Here is a 20,300-nt window from a genome sequence, read left to right on the forward strand (position 1 = left end):
GAACCTACTCCATATTTTTTACAGGAACAAATGTATGACCGGAACAAAAGTTCACACCGCATCAACTGAACCTCAAAAAGCACGGCAAACTTCAAGTGCTTCTGAACGGACAGCTTCAAGTGCCGACACAGAACGTTTCCGGCACAGCGTCCGGTCTTCCTCAACCAACTCCGGTGCAAACAATTCCGGTTCTCGCGAAAAAAAGGAACAAACGTCCGAAACGGACACCAGCCAGCAGCTCTCACAAACGCCATCTCTTCATCAAACCGCAGGAGACGCAATTTTACGCGGTCTGCAAGGTTCCCAGTCAGCCCCCGCCGCAACCGGAGCTATGGCTAACCCCGATGCAGATGCTGCACAAAACATAGTTGACCGCATCCTTGTCTCTACCCACACAGCAGACGGGAGCAACGAAATTCGCATCCAACTCAAAGAAGATATTCTGCAAGGCACCGAAATACGCCTGAACAAAACCGAAGGCCACCTTTCCGTAGCTCTTGTTACCAACGATACTAACTCGCATGCATTTTTAGCTTCGCACAAGCACGGCTTGCAGGAACAGCTTTGCAAAAATTTCGACAACCGTGTGGATGTTCAGCTCATCTTTGACGAGCAGGGAGAACCGCACGACGGTCGCTCCCGTCAGCAACGCAATCTGTATGACGAAATAGAAGACAGCTAGCGGATACCACGATGAACACACACCACACGCTTGAATTGCCGCAATTCACACAAAATGCAGCCAGAACACGCACCGCCTTATATTCCGGTGCCACCTCTGCAATACTTCCCATTGGAGGAATGCACTGGCGCTTTGCCCTCACTGCCGCCTGCACAGCAGAAGTCTGGAAATTTCGTGCATACGGCAAATGGGGAAACGATGATGTCATCCTCATGCTCGATAACACCATTATTCAACAGTGGATTACCACCGCACTTGGAAACATCGATTTTTCCATTCTGCCGGATGAAATCATTACCGCCGCAACAGAAACTGTTCTCGAAGAAGCACTGGACACACTGGAGCACCTTTCCGGTCTTCCGATGACCGTGTCCTCCATCCTGCTTGAAGAGGATACAGCAGACTGTACGCCGGAAATGCTTCCGTTCACGCTCACCTATATTCCGCCCGACAACACTGTTGAATCAAATGGCTCTTACAATGAACACCCTTCTGGCTATGGGAATAACGAACTGCACGAACCATCTGAATTCGCATTTGATGTGGATGACAACGTCCATACACCGGAACATGACGACCTGTCCTCCGCTCCCGAAGAAAACTCTGAGCGTAACGAGTACAACGGACACAGTGCAAGCAGCTTTATGCCTGCCCCGCAGCATGCAGTTCCTATCCGCTCTGTCCATGATCTGCCGCAAGGTGTTCCATCCGTTATTCACGGAGCGTTGTATGTCTCTGATGCCGAATTTGATGAGAGTTCAGAGCGCACTCTTGCCTTGTCGTTCCCCATTACACCGAGGGACGATCACACAGAAGACGCGCTCAATGAAGAAGACCAGAATGCTTCCCCGCAAGAGCCTGCATGGTCGTTAACACACGAACCGCCGGAAGGGCTTACCCCTGCAAGGCAGAAGTATTTTACGCCTTCAGAGTCGCTGGAGACGCTGCTTACCCTCCTTTATCAATACGGTGTACCGCATCCTGAAGGATACGTTTCTACAGAGAGAGTGCACCCGCTCCCCCTGCGCGTGCCCGTGGAAATAGGTGAAGTCCGGTTGCCGCTGCATGAACTCTTCAGCGTTGATCCGCAGGATATTTTGCTGCTGGACTCGTTTTATCCTTCAACAACAGAACGTACCGACACCATGTCCGTTCTCCTGCGTATCCCTAACGGCCCTGTTCTTCTGGGAACGCTTAACGGAACAACCATTACCATTCAGGAACACGATATGAGCACAGATCCGGTCACCGCATACGAATCTTCACCGCATGTTTCTTCTCCCCGGAACAATGAAGACGGATTTTCAAAACCAGTTGTTTCCCATGCAGATCTTTCCTCTATTGAACTTCCTGTACGGCTGGAAATTGATACCCTAACCATGAGTATTGAACAGCTCTCCACCCTTTCCGCAGGCTGCCTGCTGGAAACATCACGCACCACAGATGCCGCTGTAACCTTAAGTGTCAACGGCAAGGCAATCGGTACAGGCGAGCTTGTAGACATTGCCGGAAAAATCGGCGTCCGTGTCCTGACAATCGGCATGAACAACGCACACAGCCCGCAAAAATAACGCTGGAACTTGTTATGATTCAATACGACCCCATTGTTCTTATCAGTGCCCTGCTTGTTCTTTCGCTGGCACCGTTTGTTGTTATGATGACCACCTCCTACGTTAAGCTTGTGGTTGTACTCTCACTCGTACGAAACGCCCTCGGTGTTCAGCAGGTTCCGCCGACTATGGTGCTGAACGGCCTTGCGCTCATCATCAGCGTCTTCATCATGGCTCCTGTCATGTACGAAACGTGGGATCTTATTGAGCAGCAGAACATTACTTCGATGCCGGAACCCAGCAAAATGATAGAGATAGGCGATAACATCAAAGGGCCTTTTAAAACCTTTCTTGCCAAACATGCTGACGACAAAACCGCCAGTTTTTTCCTGAAAACAGCAAAAAAACTCTGGCCGAAAAAGCAGACAGTGCACCTGAAAAAAGATGATCTCGTCATCCTTATCCCCACATACACTGTAAGCGAACTGACGCGGGCGTTTGAAATCGGCTTTCTCCTGTATCTGCCCTTTATCGCCATTGACCTGATTGTTTCCAATATTCTGCTGGCACTGGGTATGATGATGGTCTCCCCTATGACCATTTCCCTTCCGTTTAAACTGCTGCTGTTTGTTCTTCTGGACGGCTGGGGCAAACTCGTTCAGGGGCTTGTCCTGAGCTACAGGTAGCCTATGTTTCAATCTTCTATTCTCGATTTCACCCTGCAGGCGCTTATTCTGGTACTGATGCTTTCCATGCCCTCTATTCTTGTGGCAGCACTTACCGGCCTGCTGGTCAGCTTTTTACAGGCACTCACGCAGATTCAGGAACAGACACTTGCATTCGCCATTAAGCTTATCGGCGTAACCATCACGATTGCGCTCACAGCAGGCTGGCTCGGTGGAGAGATCTACAACTTCGCCCTGCAACTGTTCACAACATTCCCCACACTGGTGCAATAGGCTGCCACATGGGACATGATGTTATCACCCCGCTGTTTGTCTTTTTATTCTGCCTTGCCAGAATAATGGCAATCTTCCGCACTGCGCCGTTTATGGGCGGCAATGCACTGCCTGGCGGGGTTCGCAACGCCGTTGCCATGACTATGGTCATTCTTGTGTACCCTATGGTGCTTGCAGAAGTGCCGGAGGGCATCACACTCTCCATTCATCTCGGCATGCTTATGGGAAAAGAAATTCTTATCGGTGTCATCATCGGCTATCTGCTGGGATTGCTCTTCTGGACTGCGGAAAGCGTCGGCTTTCTCATCGACAACCAACGCGGTGCATCCATGGCAAGCTCCATGGACCCCCTTTCCGGTGATCAATCTTCGCCTCTGGGCAGTTTATTTTTTCAGACTGTGGTCATGCTATTTTTTCTTTCCGGAGCCTTTATCGCCTTTATCGGCTTCCTCATGCACAGCTATGCCGCATGGCCTGTGTTCTCCTTTTTGCCGAACCTTTCCAGCAACACTCTGTCCGATATGTTCATCACCCAGTTGAACGTGTTTGCCCGTACGGTTCTGGCGCTTTCAGGGCCTATTCTGATTCTGTGCTTTCTTACCGACCTCGGGCTGGGGCTTATTAACCGCTTTGCACCGCAACTGAACGTATTTTTCCTGTCCATGCCTATTAAAAGCGGACTCGCCATGTTCTTTCTTATTCTCTATGTCGGTGTGCTTATGCATATTTTCAAAGATAAAATCGACAGCATGCAGCAACTCTACAAATTCCTTCAAGAGGCATTTCAATGAGTCAGCAAAGCGGAGAAAAAACAGAACAGCCTACGTCGAAAAAAATTCGTGACGCGCGCAAAAAGGGGCAGGTCGCCAAAAGTCAGGAAGTTTCCTCCACGTCTGTCGTACTGGCAGTTTTCCTGTACATATGGCTCGGCTGGGATTTCATCCGCTCAAATCTGGATGAAATGCTCAGCGCGCCCCTGCACGTCATGAATGATCCCTTCCGCCACGCTCTTGGCAACGTTGTGGGCACTGTGGCAACCAAGTTTGTACTCCTTTCCTTCCCGCTTCTGCTCCTTGTTGCCGTTGCAGGCATTGTGGGAAACATGATGCAGATAGGCGTGCTCTTTTCTTTTGAGTCCGTAAAACCTGATCTTAAAAAGATTAATCCTCAGCAGTGGTTCAAAAAAACTTTTGCGAAAAAGAATTTTATCGAATTCGGTAAGTCGCTGTTTAAAATAGTCTTCCTTGTCTTTTTACTGCGCTGGGTCATTGAGAAATCACTGGATGCCCTTACCAAAGCACCTATCTATGGCGTGGATGGAATACTGCTGATACTCGAACATGTTGTGAAAGATGTCGTGATCTATTGCAGCGCAACCTATGTCGCCATTTCCGCTGTGGACTACCTTTTGCAAAAACATCTGCACATAAAAGAACTGATGATGACAAAAGATGAAGTAAAGCGTGAACACAAAGAGATGGAAGGCGACCCGCACATTAAGTCTCAGCGCAAGCAAATACATCAGGAGATGGTGATGAACGACTCCATGGAGAAGGTAAAAAAAGCTTCTGTGCTTGTTACCAACCCCACACATATTGCCGTTGCCCTCTACTATGATGAAGGGGACACAGACCTGCCTGTCATTACAGCAATGGGGCAGGATCTTATGGCGAAAAGAATGATCGAAGTAGCAAAGGAAGCGGGAGTCCCCATTATGCAGAATATCCCCCTCGCCCGCAGTCTCTGGAGTGAAGGCGAGATCATGGAATACATCCCGTCCGATCTTATTGAACCGGTCGCTGAGGTCATTCGCTGGGTTAACGACATTACAGAACACGCATTCAATAGATAATACGGCCTGTCTTCTCTGGAGAACCGGCAGAAGCCGCAATATCGTTCCTCTGCCATCGAAGGGTCGCACAGCCCTGAGTTCCAAAGGATACAACTATGAGCCAACGCATCGACAATGCCGCAGTACAGTCGCATTTCTTAACAGACACAGTTGCAACACAAGCAAAGCCGGAAGGCTCGTGGAACGGGAGACAAGTTTCTGCCCAGAGTACTCCCATGTCCATACTTGCGGATGCGGCAGAAGAATTGACGTTTTCTGCGCAGGAAACACAAGAAAAACGCATGAGTGAACGTAAATTGCGGGACGAAGGGTCTTCGCTTGAGCGCTTCACAACCATCAGCAAACTTCTGGATGAACTGCACGACCTGAACAAATCTGACGTAGAACGTTTGCTGACCGCCATTAAAAAAGGATTGAGTAACGCCGGAGAGCTGAAACAGCTTCTTAAACAGCTGAAAGACCCGACGCATCAACATGCTGCACTCATGCACGCTAAAGCCAGTCTCAAAGGCGAAGGGACAGAGCAAGCGCAAGCCATCATCCAGCAGGTGCTTGATGAACTTGAGGCACAGCAAGGGCCTGCAATCCGTGCCGGATACAACATCGCCGGAGTCGATTCCGGCGGTCTGCTCGGTGATGCAGCCATGCTCCGCGGTCTGTATCGTGGAACGGTGTTGAATTACCAAAGTTTCTCTCAGGCGTTCGACAGTCTGGTTGAAAAATACGGGTACAAAGAATTTCCCAAAGCCATCGCATTTCTTCTTAAAGCGCTCAGTGCAGATATGTCTGCCACGTCTCCCTCAAGCTCAATGGCTGAATTAAAAACCATTATGGATGACATGTATCAACTGGAAGTGCTCAGCAACTTCTATCAGGATACTGAAACACTGCTCTCGCATCTTCGAGAATTCTGTAAACGTGAAGTGCCTGCCGAAGCAAAAGACATTATGAGCCCTGTTCTGCGTCTTAAAGATGAAAAATTTGTTCAGGCAACACAGATAACCGCCACTATGCCGTTTCTTATTTCCGATATGCCGTTGTGCGACGTGCAGTTTATCCAAGGCATTAAAGATAATATACGCAAACTCCCCTACCGCCTGTTCACAGACACGGAGAAAAGACAGAACCTCTTGGATGCCGTTCAGGAAATTTTAGATGAAGCCATAGACAGGGAAGATGAGGAGATGGAGTAATATGTCCATTGTAAACCATACATTGAATGAATTCGGTAAAACCATAGGGCTGGACGATCTGTCTTTTCCGGAAACCGGAACAGTTTCTTTACAGATTGAACATATGGGAACGTTGTTTTTTGAACAGGCATCCGATGAGGTACTGGTATACCTTACACGCCCCCTACCTTTATTTTCCGATACCGCTCTGCAAACAGCACTCAGCCTTTGCCATTATGAACAAGGGCATCAGGTTGTTGTTCAAGCCGGACTTCGAGGAGACGACCTGCTCGCATTTCTCGCCCGTATTCCTGCTCACGAATTCACCATGCCTGCCATTGACCGGAGCATTTCCCTGCTGGAAAAGCTTCACGACACAGTGACAGCACAGTAAACGAGTCATCCCATGTCCAACACCATTTCCCCGCATCTTTCTCCGCAGATAGGCATTGAAAGCATTTCCAACAGGAGTGCCGAAGCACCTGCCAAACTTCCGGAGTCCTGCCAGATTGTACCGAGCGGCGAGAACATTGCTTCCCGTTCTGTAGAATCGCTCTATGCACCAAAATTCGGCGCGGCGGTTCAATCCTTTCTCACACCCAAAATTCACGCACGAGAACTGTTTATTCCGGGTGTCTTCAACAGAAAACTGCAAAACGCCGCAAAAAGCCTGCGTACAGCTGCGCGTGAAAACCAATCGCGCACCCTACGCCACGCAGCGTTCATTCTGGAAAACGATGCTCAGCTTAAAGAACAACTCACAGCCTACCGTCAATTACTGCAAAAAGGGTAAGTATGAATTCCACGGATAAAGAATCTCTCCTGCTGCTGGCTCACCTGTACCTACAACACGGAAAAGAGCCAGATGCGCGGGTTCTTCTCGAAGCCGTACAGGAGCTTTTTCCTGAAGACAGTTATGCATGCCGTGCTCTGGCGTGGATCTACCTGAAACAAGGCAACATCGCCGATGCTCTGGAACAGCTCGATCTTTGGGAGCGTCATGAACCTGCTCCAACTGATGAAGAACGACGCATTGTAAAATTGCTCCGCAACAGCGCCATGTCTCAATCTTGTAAGCCGTCAGAAATTCGCAGCGTGATGGAAAGCCACATGAAAACCGCTAAAAGCAACGCCTCGTATACTAGCCAGTATGATACCGGAGCCTAAAGAATGCAGTTTCAGAAACTAGAACGCGCTGTGGGCAACATGACCCGCTACAACGATATTGTGCTTGCGCTGATGCTTGTTGCTATTATCGGGCTTATGATTATTCCACTGCCGACCGTGGTGGTTGACGGACTTATCGCCACCAACCTTATGCTGGCAGTCATCATGCTCATGGTGTCCATGTATATCCCTTCTGCCCTGTCGTTTTCTGTTTTCCCTTCAATGCTACTGTTTACAACCCTGTTCAGGCTGGCACTTAATATCACCACCACAAGGCTCATTCTGCTAAAAGCCAATGCCGGTGACATCATTTTCACCTTCGGTAACTTTGTTGTGGCAGGAAACTTTGTTGTCGGTGCGGTAATCTTTCTTATCCTCACCATTGTGCAGTTTCTTGTTATTGCCAAAGGTTCCGAGCGAGTTGCAGAAGTAGCAGCACGATTTACTCTTGATGCAATGCCGGGCAAGCAGATGAGTATTGATGCGGACATGCGCGCCGGTGTGATTGATATGAACGAAGCGCGCAAGCGACGTACTCTGGTGACTAAGGAAAGCCAGATGTACGGCGCCATGGACGGTGCCATGAAGTTTGTAAAAGGGGATGCCATTGCAGGACTGATTGTTACTGCGGTTAACATTCTCGGCGGCATTCTTATCGGCATTTCCCAAAACGGTATGACAGCCGGAGAAGCGCTGCAAACGTATGCTATCCTCACAATCGGTGACGGTCTGGTTTCACAGATACCGGCACTGCTTATCTCCATTACAGCAGGTATTGTTGTCACCCGTGTTTCCTCTGAGGAAGAAGACCACCTCGGCGGACAGATCGGAAAACAGTTTCTCGCGCAGCCGAAAGCCCTGCTTATCGGCGGCGCTCTTCTTTTGCTGTTTGCGCTTATTCCAGGTTTCCCAAAGCCGCAATTTATCTTCCTCGCCGCTCTTGTAGGGGGAATGGGATTTATTCTGTTGCGCGCAAAGAAACAAAGAGATCTTCCAGAAGATCCTGCTGCCAAGCTTGAACAGGCAATGGCTCCCGCAGGACAAAATGAACCGCAACGCCCTTTGAACAAAGATGCTGACGACTTCTCCATTACTGTTCCGCTGCTGATCGATCTTTCTGAAAGCATCCGCTCACGAATCAATGCCACACAGCTTAATGACGAAATTATCCGCGTCCGCAGCGCTCTCTATCATGATCTCGGTGTGCCGTTCCCCGGTATCCATCTTCGTTTCCGCAATGATCTTTCACCGGATACATACACCATCATGATGCAGGAAATTCCCATGAGCAAAGGATGGCTTCCCGCAAAGAAAGTGCTTGTGCGTGAACCTGCCCAGACACTGGACATGACAGGCTTTACATATGAAGAAGGAGAACAGTTTCTCCCCGGTGTCCCTGCTTTATGGGTAGATGAGAAAAAGACAGACCTTCTGGAAAAAGCCGGTATGACCTTCCTGTACCCCGCACAGGTAATGACATTCCACCTTTCATTTTTACTGATGAAGCACGCCGAAGAATTCATAGGAATGCAGGAAACACGTTATCTGCTGACACAAATGGACGGCAGGTACTCTGAGCTGGTCAAAGAAGTACAACGCGTAATGCCTGTACAAAAAATAGCAGAAATTTTTCAACGGCTGGTGCAGGAACAAATATCCATACGAAACCTGCGAACCGTTCTGGAGTCACTTATTGAATGGGGACAGAAAGAAAAAGACAGCGTACTGCTGACAGAATATGTGCGCACTGCCTTGAAACGACAGATAAGCTATCAGCATAGCGGCGGGCAGAACGTGCTCTCTGCCTACCTGCTCGATCCTGATTTAGAAGAGACTATTCGAAATGCGATCCGCCAAACGTCATCCGGATCATACTTAGCGCTGCCGCCGGAAATTTCACAACGCTTTGTGCAGCAGCTGCATGAAGAAGCGGGAGATATTACAAGCCAGAACACACGGCCTGTTCTGCTCACTTCTATGGATATCCGCCGATACGTACGAAAAATGATTGAACTGGAATTTTATGAACTGCCAGTACTTTCCTATCAGGAACTGACACAGGAAATTACTATCCAGCCATTAGGAAAAGTAGCCATTTAGCCCGCACAGGGTGCTACATCTCAAACCGCTTAAGTTTTTTCCGAAGCCCCTCGCGGCTGATTCCAAGCAGTCGCGCCGCTTCGGACTTATTCCCGTCCGCTTCAGTCAACGCTCGGGAGATCAACAAACGTTCTCCCTCATCAAGCGTCATTGTCCGCATTGAGAGCAATGGCGAGTCATCGCATTCTTCGCGGTTTGCCCGCAACTCTATGGAAAGATCATCACCTGTAATTGTTTCGCCTAAGGAGAGAACAACAGCGCGTTCAATTTCGTTTTCCAACTGGCGAACATTACCCGGCCAGTTAAACGTGATTAATGCACGAATGGCAGATGCATCAAAGCTTTTCATACCAAGGCGCATTTTCTTTACAGCAACATCCAGAAAATGGTTCGCCAGCAATTCAATATCGTCGCATCGCTCCCGCAACGGCGGTATTTCTAACGAAACCACATTCAGACGATAAAACAAATCTTCACGGAATGTGCCTTCATCCACCATCTGGCGCAAATTTTTATGTGTGGCAGCCACAACCCGTACATCAACATGTACGGTTTTTCTCCCGCCTACACGCTCCACCTCACCACTTTCCAACACCCGTAAAATTTTAGCCTGAGACTCCAGAGGCATATCACCAATTTCATCAAGAAACAGCGTTCCCCCGTCTGCCTGTTCAAAACGCCCCATACGGGCATCAACGCCTGAAGCAACACCCTTTTCGATACCAAACAATTCACTTTCCAGCAGCGGTTCGGGAATACCGGAGCAGTTCAGCGCCACAAAAGGCGCAGAAGCACGAGCGCTCTGGTAGTGAAGCGTTTTTGCAATTAAATCCTTTCCGGTGCCTGTTTCACCAGCAATAAGGACTGTTACAGGGGCATCAGCAATACGCTCCACCTGCTGTAAAAGCTCCTTCACCCGTCTGTTTTGCCCCACAATATTTACAGTAGCAAACTTGCCTTCAAGATCATGTTTCAAGCGCATATTTTCCTGCGCGAGTAACTGCCTTGCCTGCTCTAACTTCTCCTTTGCTTCCTGCAATTCGTCAATCATCTGCTCCATTCGAAACTCACGAGCCTCGATCTTCACGAGCATCATACCGAACGCTTCCGCCAACTCGGAAACAGTAGGCGGCAATTCTCCTGCCCGAGTCATATCGAACAGGTCACGTGCTTTATCGTATTCTCCCATAGCAATCGAATCTGAAACAGTAGCTAAGCGGTGGTAAATGGCATCTTGAGAAATCATGCAGTTCAACTCCAACATGCAAAAGTAACACTCTCACAGCGTTCGTTAAGAAAGGGTAAAACAAAAACAAATTTCGTTGCAGTCATCCACTCTGCGGTATGTACGTGTATCAGAAAATTCACGGGCAAAAAGCAACCCAAGGCCACCGGCAAGGCGCCCCTCTATATCGGAAACAAACGGCACACCGTCATATTCCAACGGGTTAAACGGCTCACTCCAGTCCCTTAAACAAAAACAAAATTTATCTGCCTCCTGCTGGGAACCGGATTCAACGCGGCATTCAAGCTCTATGTCTCCTTCAGCTCCATTATATGCGTACTCTGTAGCGTTTACGACTAACTCTTCAAGAACAAGCTCGATACGGCTGACTAACGATAAAGGCACAGCGTGTTCTTTAACGTTAGATACAATAAATCTACGAAGCAGCTCTAAACTCTCTATAGTAGCCGGTACACGTAACAAGTTCACCATATACTCCAAGCAGATGTATTATGACTTTAACGCTTCTTCTACTGTAGTGTACACAGGAAACATTGGTATAAATCCGGAAATGGAAAAAACCTCATGTACCATTCCCCGCAACCCACAAAATGATATGTCTCCATGCTTTGCTCGCAGTAATTTTGCAATGGATAAAATACCACGTAATCCAGCAGAACTAATATATTCAAGACCGGAAAGATCTATTACTGCTCGTAACATTCCATTTTCAAGTAAAATAGAGCATTTTTCCTCAAATCTAGGAACATTTACTGCGTCAATACGCCCCGTAACTGTAATCAAAGTAATATCGCCATGGGCTTTACTTTCGAACTGCATTATAGACTCCTATAATACCTTGCTTAAATATAACTTTACTATATAATAGTTATACCTCAAGCGCCTGCCTTGATCAACCATATGTGGACAGTGTCAATTATTAATGTATCGATTTTCCATCCGAGCCAAACTTACGGCATTACTCATTTTCTTCTTACTTATCTCAGCAAGTCCAATACTCTATTTTTCCCAAAAAGATGTCGGACAAGCCATGACCCAATCAGAAGAACGCTCACTTGCCAACATCTTCCAATTAGTTGAACTCAACATTGCCAGCAGCTATTCCCAGTTGCTTTCCAACAAATACGAATCGGTAAAAGCACGCAAAACACAGCTACGACAAGAAGCAGACCGCCTGCACATTTTCTTTTCCCACATAAAAAACCCGACCCCGTCAGAATGCGTTGCCATTGTTAACAAACTGAATGCAACTTCAAACGATGCCATCGAATTTCAGCTATACGACGCTCACGGCAACTCAATGGTTACCCCTTCCCACTCTGCCATCCCCACTCTTTCTGAAATAAAAAATCCCAGAAATCGCAGCTTGCAACAGATAACACACCCGGACGAAGTTAATCCCAACGGTGAATTTGTTGTTTTTACACCCAAGCATGACCCCGAAGAAACTAAACTCGCCTATTTCAAACCGTACCGCAAAAAGCAGTGGACGATTGCAGCATTCACCCCGCTAAGTGACATAGAAGCCACGGCAGAGCGCAGAAAGAAAAAGCTGACAGAATCATTGGATAAGGCCTTTGCAAATATGAATGTCTTTAACAGCGGGTATATCGCCCTGTTTGAAGAAGACTTCACAGTGCTGGTCAACTCCGGCACAGAGACACTTTCCACGGCGCTGATGCAGCGCATCATAACAGCCTCTAAAAAAGGTCAAAAAACGCTCACCAGTACTCACCGTCAAAAAGGGGTTATGGAACACCGCTTTTTCTTATTCCGCCCTCTGCGGTGGTATGTCATGGTTAGCGCACCTGTCAGTGAAATATTAAAGCCTGCAGAAGATATTCAGCGCAGAATGCTTATCGTCGTCATTTCAGTCTTTTTCTGCTGCTTGCTTGTCAGCATGACGCTCATAGAGCATACCCTGCACCCGATTCGCACTCTGACTCGCTTTGCACGCAGATTACCGGAAAAAGATTTTTCAACACCTCATGAAAATGACACAGAGCTTTCCAGCCTTCCAACAACCCAAAACGATGAAATCGGTGATCTTGCCCGCTCCTACGAATTTATGTGTCACGAGCTTAAGGCTAATATTCAAAATTTAATGGACGCAACCGCCGCCAAGGAACGCATTCAAGGCGAACTCAATGTTGGTAAAGAAATTCAGGAAGGCATTCTTCCCAAAGAATTCCCGCCGTTTCCGGATAGAAATGAATTTGTGCTTCACGCCTTTCTGGAACCTGCAAAGGAAATCGGCGGCGATTTATACGATTTCTTTTTTCTTGATGAAGACAGGCTATGCCTTGTACTAGGCGATGTTTCCGGCAAAGGCGTCCCTGCTGCTATCTTTATGGCTGTTGCAGTAACCATTATCCGCTCTACTATGCAGGAAGGACTCCCTGCGCACTCGGCAATGGATAAAATCAACAACGCCCTTACACGCAACAACCCTACCTCAATGTTTGTGTCACTTTTTATCGGAGTGCTTAACACAAAAACCGGCCAGCTGAACTATGCCAACGGAGGGCATAATCCGCCTGTCATTATCCGGAACGGAGCAACCAAGGAACTGTCCGGCATAAGCGGTCTCGTTGTCGGCGGTATGGAAAATATTCCTTACGCCCCGCTCAGCATTACATTGCAAAAAGGTGATGCGCTCTTCCTCTACACAGACGGAATCACCGAGGCGTTAAACAAACAGCAAGAGCTTTTCGGAGCCGATCGTCTGTTCACGCTGCTGGAAACATATGCAGATCATCCGGTTGAACAAATTCTTACCGAGATAAGAGAACACGTTTCAACATTCTCAGGAGACGAGCCACAATCGGATGACCTGACAATGCTTCTTCTGCGGTACCAAGGGCATCAATGCATGAGCTCGCCAGCGTACAACTGTGTCGAAAATTCATAGCCCCGAAGAACATACCAAGCAGCAGAGCTAGCGGGTTACACACTTCTTCACAGGAGCCAGAACCTCCTGAAACACCTCGTAGCTTGCCGCAAGAAGTTCCAGCGGAGGATCATATCCCACCTCTTCAGCCACTGCCAGATTCAACACAATCTTAGGCACCACATTGTCTACCATCGGTAGTGATCGTGGAGTCTCGCCTCGTAGTATGCGTACAACGTTTTCTGCTAGAAAAATGCCTCTTCCACTGTAATTTGTTGCAGAAAACCCCATCAACGCGCCGCTGCGAATATATGCCCGACCATCTCTGGCAAATGTCGGCACCTTTTTTTCAGCCAACAAGTGCAGCAGCTCTCCAACATTGCCTTCTTCCCATTCAAAACACTGCAACGGGCTTATAAAAAAGGCATCAATATCCTCTGACAGTAAAAATTCTATCCCCTTCCGGCACTCATCAACACTTTCTTCCCTACTGATGCCACTGTACTCTACAACCTCAAAACCTTCTGCCGCCGCAACGGCACGAGCATCTTCAACTCTGGAAATCCTGATCCCGTTATTCGTGTTCCGGTACATAATACCAAGCCGTTGAAACCCGACAGCCTCATGAAAAATTTCAAACATGCGCTTAAAACGTTCAGGAACAATACGTACTGTGAAATTATCTACGCCGGAATCAGTCTCACTCTCAACAAAACCAGCACGAACCGCATCAGCAACAGCAAACGAGACTATCGGCTTTTTCAGCACACTCTTTCTATTGGCTTCAAGCACAGCCTGTGTAGCAGTTGTTCCGGCTACAAAAAGAATATCCAAATCCTCACGCTGAACCAATTCTTCAGCCGCACGCTGAATCCCTTCAGGATTATCCCAGCCCGGGCTGAAATCTGCATCTTTTACCAACTCAACCCGCTCGTGCCAGTTCATCCTGCGCATCAAACGCGTATCACTCAAAGAACGAAACAACGCATTTTTTGAAGCGGTGTAGCACCAATACGATCCAGCTTCTAAATATCCGACCCGCCACACTTTTTCCGCAAACAAAGGCGTCGTAATCATCAATAAAGAAACCATGAATACAAACAGCTGCGCGCATAATACTCCTCTCCTACACATAACGTCCTCCCACTTTATCTCCCCATTAACCGCAATTAGCATCACACTCTTTGAACTGATACAAAGTGATAGGGACTACAGCATTCTCCCTCAGTATCCTTCAAAAAATATTCCAGTATGTAGGCAGACAAGGTTAAGAACTCCATCTGCAAAATAGAAAAAACTATAATGCGCACCTGTTGTCTATTTTTTTCTTACAATTTTACCCCTTTCTTTATCTCTGGCTCTAATCCCCAAAGAACTATTTCCAAACCGGTATTTCTATATATTTTTCCTAAACATGCCTGCTTGTTAACAGTTCTACATATACTGATTACTCACTCCGGAAAAGCAGTAAACAGTGTCCGCCTTGGTTCTTTTGTTTTTTCTGCCGTAAAAAAAGTTGAATACTACAATTTATCACACAGGCACTCTTGCACAGGCAACAAAATAGACTAACGGCGACACAAACCTGCCAACAAAGTTGGCATACTGTACCGCCGTTTACTCTTTTTTGAATTGTATTGCCTTCGGCGAGGGGGGCGCTGCCCCTCCACCCCGCGAGAGGGAGCCCCTCTCGACTGGCGATAGACGAGCAATGGTGGAGCCTTTGAAAAAGTCATCGGCTTCATCAAAGTGACGTCGTCTATTTTTCGTAATACTCTCCATACCCCTAACGGGGGGTGCAGGGGGAATCATTTCCCCTGCCCGTCGGAGACAAAAAAACTCAAAAAATATCTTCAAAAGCTACTTAAGGGGTGGAGGGGCAGCGCCCCCCTCGCCGAAGGCAATCGTTATGAAAAACTTAAAAAAAATTCTTAAAAAATTACTCGTCACGCGCTTGCTTAAGCTTTTTTAGAAACGGCTTGCTAAGGAAGCTGTCCTGATCAAGCTCGAGTAGCCGCTGTAGCATGGGGACAGTTACAGTAAAGGCAAGAAGCTCTGGGGGGATGTGCCCACGCATTGCGATGTCGGTTGCTCCAATTATTGCTTGAGGACGCTTTAGGTCTTTGAACAAAGAAATCATCTGCCCACAGCCAGAGCCGAAAGGAGCTATTACTGGCTCTTGGTCGCTTGGATGCGATGCATAGACAGCACCGAGCATAAGCGTACTGAGCTGATCCGGCGTGACGAAAAACGTTACAGTTTTTAAGAAATCTTTCATTTCATCACGCAGGGGGCCAATCATAATGTTTTGATGCTGTGGCTGGTACGGCGGATTAGCATCCAACCACGCATTCATAAGCTCAGCGGACTTTCGCAACCCTTCTTTCTTGTAGAGAAAATTAACGAAGACCTCACGGCTTGGAAACGTATCCTGTCCTGTCACCCAGTATCCACAACCGGGACAACCATATTTGCTGGCCGTAATTTGAAGCGTTTGACCAGACTGCCACGCATCATACGCGGCAAAAATACACCGTTTTGGCTCAACCAAAGGAGCAAAGGCTTCAGCATCCGGCGCATCATATAATGCGACCGGTACAGTTGCTATCCCCATAGACGCACACAATGCAGCAATGTCCATAACACCTCTCCTCGCTTACAGCAGGTAAAATATATTTTTCAAATATCACATCAAGTAATGCTGTTTACGTATCTATGTGGTATACACGATACCATATAGATACAATAAGGACTTAGGGTTACAATAATTTCTAACCGACGGCAAAAAACAACTGCAAATCTATTTTTAAAATAATCGGAACTGTATGGTAGGATAACTGGCACCTGTAAATGTCATCATTGGAGCAGCGTTATGGAACTTTCGAAGAAAACTAAGATCGGCGGACTTATTAAAGAGTACCCTTTCCTTTTGGATTATCTTCTCGATAAATCCCCTTCATTTTCTAAGCTGAAAAATCCGCTCATGCGTAAAACGATCGGCAGTATTGCGACTCTGGAACAAGCTGCCGGCATGGGAAAAATTGATCTTGATGAGCTGTTGCTGGAAATTGCAGCACAAATTTACAGACATACCAGTGATACCATCACCATCATTAATCCAAACGAGGATAAAGATGGCAGCTACAGCCGAACTTCCCGCGTAGAAACATTAAAAAAGATTGTTTTACGGCTGCATAAAGGCGCTTCCGTTGATGAAGTGCGCAAAGAATTTTTTGAACTACTGCACAATGTTTCACCTGCTGAAATCGGTCAAATGGAACAACAGCTTGTCGCCGAAGGCATACCGGAAACCGAAATAAAAAAACTATGCGATCTGCATGTGGAATTATTTGAAAACTCACTCGCGCAAAGCACGTTGCCGGAGCTTCCAGCAGGGCACCCTTTACATAGCTATCAGGAAGAAAACAAATTTGCCGATGAGAAGGCTAAAGCGTTGCTCGAAGCAATTAAAGACGCAGATAATCCGCTTGAATACTTTGCCGCAAAGCGCGGAATCATCAGCGGCATTGAAGATCTCTCTGAAATTATCAGACACTACGAGCGCAAAGAAAATCAGCTCTTCCCCATAATGGAAAGTCATGGGCTCACTGCACCACCGCAAGTAATGTGGGAACTGCATGACGACATACGTGCAATGTTCAAAAAAGTACGTACAGAACTTGCGAATGATGACGATGTCGGAACCACGCTGACAACGGTACACAATCTTGCCATAGCGGTTTGCGACATGATTCATAAAGAAGAAAACATCTTGTTCCCGATGGTCTTTGAAACATTCACTGATGAAGATTGGGCAAATGTTCATACCGGCGAAGAAGAAATTGGCTTTGCGTGGATCACCCCGGGAGAAGACTGGACACCGGCACCTGTTGCCCCTGCGAGCAGCACTGCTCAATCCGGAGAAATATCACTAGATAGAGGCGAGCTTGAGCCGCACGTAATTAATGCCATTTTAAAATCGCTTCCAGTAGATCTATCGTTTGTTAATGCGGACGATAAAGTTGCCTACTTTTCACAAACAGAAGAACGAGTTTTTCCACGCAGTGCCGGTATTATCGGACGCGATGTTTCCAAATGCCATCCTCCGAAAAGTGTTCATATGGTGGAAAAAATTCTTGAAGCCTTTAAGGCTGGCGAGCGAGATATTGCAGAATTCTGGCTTGAGTTGAATGGAGTCTTCATCCACATTCGTTACTATGCAGTACGTGACACAGACGGAACCTATCTTGGCTGCCTTGAAGCATCTCAAGACGTCACGCACATAAGAGCACTTACAGGTGAACAACGACTACTCAACTGGGAGTAAGCACCATGTAGGAATGTTACGTACACCTACGGCTCATGTTTCGAGTGGATCACCTTTCAGAGTTCAACGTTTAGGATTCAGCGTTCAAGGTTCAAGATTCAAGATTCAGCATCTGCAAACGACATAATCAGCTACGTACAATTCAAGTGGTAACTAACAAATTAAGATAATTAACGAACTCTCGAGCCAAGTAATGGATAGCTAATGAGCTAATTAACGAACCCATGAGCCAGTTCACGGACTGAGCCATCATCAGTCGATAAGCTAAACAACGAACTCACTGATCAACTGATTTCCACCCAGCGTATTAGGCATAATATACGCAAAGTTCTGGCTTGAGCTGAATGGAGTCGCTATCCACATTCGTTACTATGCAGTACGCAACACAGACGGAACCTATCTTGGCTGCCTTGAAGCATCTCAAGACGTCACGCACATACGAACACTTACAGGTGAACAACGACTACTCTGATAAACTGATTCCCAAATAGCGTACCGGACCCTCAATGAGTTAATTAACAAAACCTTGATGGGCTACTTACTAAGCTAATTAGCAAATGATGTTACAAAAAATTGATGATTCAAAAAAAGGTCAGAGTATTGCTCAGAAACACTGAGCATACTCTGACCTTTTCTATTGTCGAAATGTAAAGAGCAAATCCACTCTATCTATTCTTTTTAGTTAACATATTACACAAAATGCTAACATTTTACACACAAATAGGGATACAAAACACACGGAAAAACACCACAGTCGTTTTTACAATAATACAAATGATAATAGTGTGCTAAACTCTAAAAGTTTATTTTTCCCACTCCACAATGCAGATAACCACCTGAAGAAAAAGAATAACACGAAAGTCACATCAGGAAATCATCTTTCAGTCTTTACTATTCCACTTAAACAACTTCCAACCACCCTGTGAATTCAATCTACCTTTCCCTGCTGCGGCTAATGCATTATTTATTTGACGCAGTAACATCGGTGTTGCAAATGTTACTCCGCTTTGTGAATCAGTAATATTCACTCCTTGCTGATTTAATGCAAAGACTCTGTTTGTAGTATCAACCCAAAAAACGGCATTATCAGCCCTTACTAACACACCATCTGTCAGTACTTCTTCAGACCATGTATCTATTTTATCTTTGTGTGTCGGCAACAACACAGAATATACAAGTTTACAATAGTTCCCTTCCGGCTCTGCTGTGCCGCAGCCCACTAGTAGAAAACAACAAAGACAACTTAATAGTATGTATTTAACACGAAGCATACTCCCTCCATCAGTAAAAAATATTCGCAATACCTATCACATCATATGAAGTATGCAAAGCAAGAGATTAGTTATCTCATTAGATTTTAACGTTTATTCACGCAGAACATGAATTTTGTAGATTTCTGCAACAATACACTTATTTTTTAAAGCAAAATTCTATTTACGCATCCAGAACAATAGTTAACATTTATAGTACGCATCCAAGCGTAGACTCGCTTGTTTTTATGGCGTATACCTCGCGTATGGAACAAGTACATCAGCAAAAAGCGGCTAAAATGCCGCCGTTTACAAAATACACATACTCTCGCGAAGGCATTGATTGCGTTCTCTTTTTCGACGAAAGAAGAAAATGGCGCATCACCATTAACGGCATCACTCCTGATGCTAAATTTAAAAAGCCGGAATCTTGTCTGGAAGAACTCGTAGGCAACGAAGTTATGACTGCCTGGGGTGTTGATTCTCAGATTCTTGCTCTCGTTCCAATCGAACTAGACCTTTGGAAACGACACAAAGCATAACAAATTTTTCTAACCTCACCGCATCGTGCGGTGTTGTTACGAGCGCAAAAGTCCTCGATCACATGTGATCGAGGACTTTTTTTGTCTTCGGCGGTTCTTTTGACGCCGAAGGCACTTTTTCTAAGAAAGTTCTTCTATTTTTTTGTCTCCGACGGGCAGGGGAAATGATTCCCCCTGCCCCCCCGTTAGGACTTACGAAAAGAGTTACTGAACATAAACGACTGAACTTCTATGAAGCCAAGCACCTCGGCTAAGACTCCACCTTTTCTCGTCTATTGCCAGTCGAGAGGGGCTCCCTCTCGCGGAGTGAAGGACAGCGCCCTCCTCGTCGAAGGCACCTTTTCTAAGAAAGTTCTTCTGTTTTTTGTCTCCGACGGGCAGGGGAAATGATTCCCCCTGCACCCCCCGTTAGGACTTACGAAAAGAGTTACTAAACATAAACGACTGAACTTCTATGAAGCCAAACACTTCGGCTAAGACTCCACCTTTCCTCGCCTATCGCCAGTCGAGAGGGGCTCCCTCTCGCGGGGTGGAGGGGCAGCGCCCCCCTCGCCGAAGGCAAA

The 20,300-nt window shown here is 46.7% G+C and carries 20 protein-coding genes; 14 read left to right on the top strand and 6 right to left on the bottom strand.

The window, feature by feature from the left end:
* The first annotated feature begins 34 nt into the window (after positions 1-34).
* The 11 genes from QZY95_RS08585 to sctV all read left to right on the top strand — a co-directional run bounded on the left by QZY95_RS08585 (position 35) and on the right by sctV (position 9,482).
* Positions 35-682 carry a type III secretion HpaP family protein gene (locus QZY95_RS08585; RefSeq protein WP_290922209.1) on the top strand — a complete coding sequence of 216 codons (648 nt, stop codon included), beginning with the start codon at positions 35-37 and terminating at the stop codon, positions 680-682.
* 11 nt (positions 683-693) lie between these two features.
* Positions 694-2,253 (top strand): type III secretion system cytoplasmic ring protein SctQ, encoded by a 1,560-nt coding sequence (sctQ, locus tag QZY95_RS08590; RefSeq protein ID WP_290922212.1) that lies wholly within the window; start codon positions 694-696, stop codon positions 2,251-2,253.
* Positions 2,254-2,267: 14 nt separating this feature from the next.
* Complete coding sequence (sctR, locus tag QZY95_RS08595) at positions 2,268-2,918, top strand: type III secretion system export apparatus subunit SctR (RefSeq protein ID WP_290922215.1); 651 nt, start codon at positions 2,268-2,270, stop codon at positions 2,916-2,918.
* 3 nt (positions 2,919-2,921) lie between these two features.
* Complete coding sequence (sctS, locus tag QZY95_RS08600; RefSeq protein ID WP_290922218.1) at positions 2,922-3,191, top strand: type III secretion system export apparatus subunit SctS; 270 nt, start codon at positions 2,922-2,924, stop codon at positions 3,189-3,191.
* Positions 3,192-3,199: 8 nt separating this feature from the next.
* Complete coding sequence (sctT, locus tag QZY95_RS08605; protein ID WP_290922221.1) at positions 3,200-3,982, top strand: type III secretion system export apparatus subunit SctT; 783 nt, start codon at positions 3,200-3,202, stop codon at positions 3,980-3,982.
* On the top strand, positions 3,979-5,043 hold the full coding sequence (gene sctU / locus QZY95_RS08610; protein ID WP_290922224.1) for a type III secretion system export apparatus subunit SctU: 1,065 nt from the start codon (positions 3,979-3,981) through the stop codon (positions 5,041-5,043). Before sctT ends, sctU begins: the two co-directional genes overlap by 4 nt.
* Positions 5,044-5,138: 95 nt before the next feature.
* Entirely contained in the window at positions 5,139-6,236 is a 1,098-nt protein-coding gene (sctW, locus tag QZY95_RS08615; protein ID WP_290922227.1) for a type III secretion system gatekeeper subunit SctW, read from the top strand.
* A 1-nt stretch (position 6,237) separates the two neighbouring features.
* Positions 6,238-6,609: a CesT family type III secretion system chaperone gene (locus tag QZY95_RS08620; RefSeq protein WP_290922229.1), complete on the top strand. Its 372-nt coding sequence runs from the start codon at positions 6,238-6,240 to the stop codon at positions 6,607-6,609.
* A gap of 12 nt (positions 6,610-6,621) precedes the next feature.
* Positions 6,622-7,008 (top strand): hypothetical protein, encoded by a 387-nt coding sequence (locus QZY95_RS08625; protein WP_290922232.1) that lies wholly within the window; start codon positions 6,622-6,624, stop codon positions 7,006-7,008.
* Positions 7,009-7,010: 2 nt separating this feature from the next.
* Positions 7,011-7,382 carry a tetratricopeptide repeat protein gene (locus QZY95_RS08630; protein ID WP_290922235.1) on the top strand — a complete coding sequence of 124 codons (372 nt, stop codon included), beginning with the start codon at positions 7,011-7,013 and terminating at the stop codon, positions 7,380-7,382.
* A gap of 3 nt (positions 7,383-7,385) precedes the next feature.
* Entirely contained in the window at positions 7,386-9,482 is a 2,097-nt protein-coding gene (gene sctV / locus QZY95_RS08635; RefSeq protein WP_290922238.1) for a type III secretion system export apparatus subunit SctV, read from the top strand.
* 13 nt (positions 9,483-9,495) lie between these two features.
* Here the strand turns inward: sctV and QZY95_RS08640 are convergent, their stop codons facing one another.
* From QZY95_RS08640 to QZY95_RS08650, 3 genes are read right to left on the bottom strand one after another with little or no spacing between them, the layout of a single operon-like run.
* The gene (locus tag QZY95_RS08640) at positions 9,496-10,728 is read right to left on the bottom strand and encodes a sigma-54 dependent transcriptional regulator (protein WP_290922240.1); all 1,233 of its coding nucleotides are present in this window, start codon (positions 10,726-10,728) and stop codon (positions 9,496-9,498) included.
* A gap of 45 nt (positions 10,729-10,773) precedes the next feature.
* Positions 10,774-11,199, bottom strand: a complete 426-nt coding sequence (locus tag QZY95_RS08645; protein ID WP_290922244.1) for an ATP-binding protein — start codon at positions 11,197-11,199, stop codon at positions 10,774-10,776.
* 18 nt (positions 11,200-11,217) lie between these two features.
* Positions 11,218-11,547 (bottom strand): STAS domain-containing protein, encoded by a 330-nt coding sequence (locus tag QZY95_RS08650; RefSeq protein WP_290922247.1) that lies wholly within the window; start codon positions 11,545-11,547, stop codon positions 11,218-11,220.
* 103 nt (positions 11,548-11,650) lie between these two features.
* Here QZY95_RS08650 and QZY95_RS08655 point away from each other — a divergent pair, with 103 nt between their 5' ends.
* The gene (locus QZY95_RS08655) at positions 11,651-13,639 is read left to right on the top strand and encodes a SpoIIE family protein phosphatase (protein WP_290922251.1); all 1,989 of its coding nucleotides are present in this window, start codon (positions 11,651-11,653) and stop codon (positions 13,637-13,639) included.
* A gap of 27 nt (positions 13,640-13,666) precedes the next feature.
* Here QZY95_RS08655 and QZY95_RS08660 read toward each other — a convergent pair whose 3' ends face one another.
* Positions 13,667-14,752 (bottom strand): ABC transporter substrate binding protein, encoded by a 1,086-nt coding sequence (locus QZY95_RS08660; protein WP_290922254.1) that lies wholly within the window; start codon positions 14,750-14,752, stop codon positions 13,667-13,669.
* A gap of 805 nt (positions 14,753-15,557) precedes the next feature.
* On the bottom strand, positions 15,558-16,259 hold the full coding sequence (locus QZY95_RS08665) for a DUF169 domain-containing protein (protein WP_290922257.1): 702 nt from the start codon (positions 16,257-16,259) through the stop codon (positions 15,558-15,560).
* Positions 16,260-16,490: 231 nt separating this feature from the next.
* Between QZY95_RS08665 and QZY95_RS08670 the strand changes: the two genes are divergently transcribed.
* Entirely contained in the window at positions 16,491-17,945 is a 1,455-nt protein-coding gene (locus tag QZY95_RS08670) for a DUF438 domain-containing protein (protein WP_290922260.1), read from the top strand.
* Between the two features lie 881 nt (positions 17,946-18,826).
* Here QZY95_RS08670 and QZY95_RS08675 read toward each other — a convergent pair.
* Positions 18,827-19,216: a hypothetical protein gene (locus QZY95_RS08675; RefSeq protein ID WP_290922263.1), complete on the bottom strand. Its 390-nt coding sequence runs from the start codon at positions 19,214-19,216 to the stop codon at positions 18,827-18,829.
* A 245-nt stretch (positions 19,217-19,461) separates the two neighbouring features.
* On the opposite strand from QZY95_RS08675, the gene QZY95_RS08680 reads away from it, so the two are divergent.
* The gene (locus QZY95_RS08680) at positions 19,462-19,737 is read left to right on the top strand and encodes a hypothetical protein (RefSeq protein WP_290922268.1); all 276 of its coding nucleotides are present in this window, start codon (positions 19,462-19,464) and stop codon (positions 19,735-19,737) included.
* Positions 19,738-20,300: the final 563 nt, after the last annotated feature.

This window comes from Halodesulfovibrio sp., assembly GCF_015482765.1.
Classification (GTDB): Bacteria; Desulfobacterota; Desulfovibrionia; order Desulfovibrionales; family Desulfovibrionaceae; genus Halodesulfovibrio.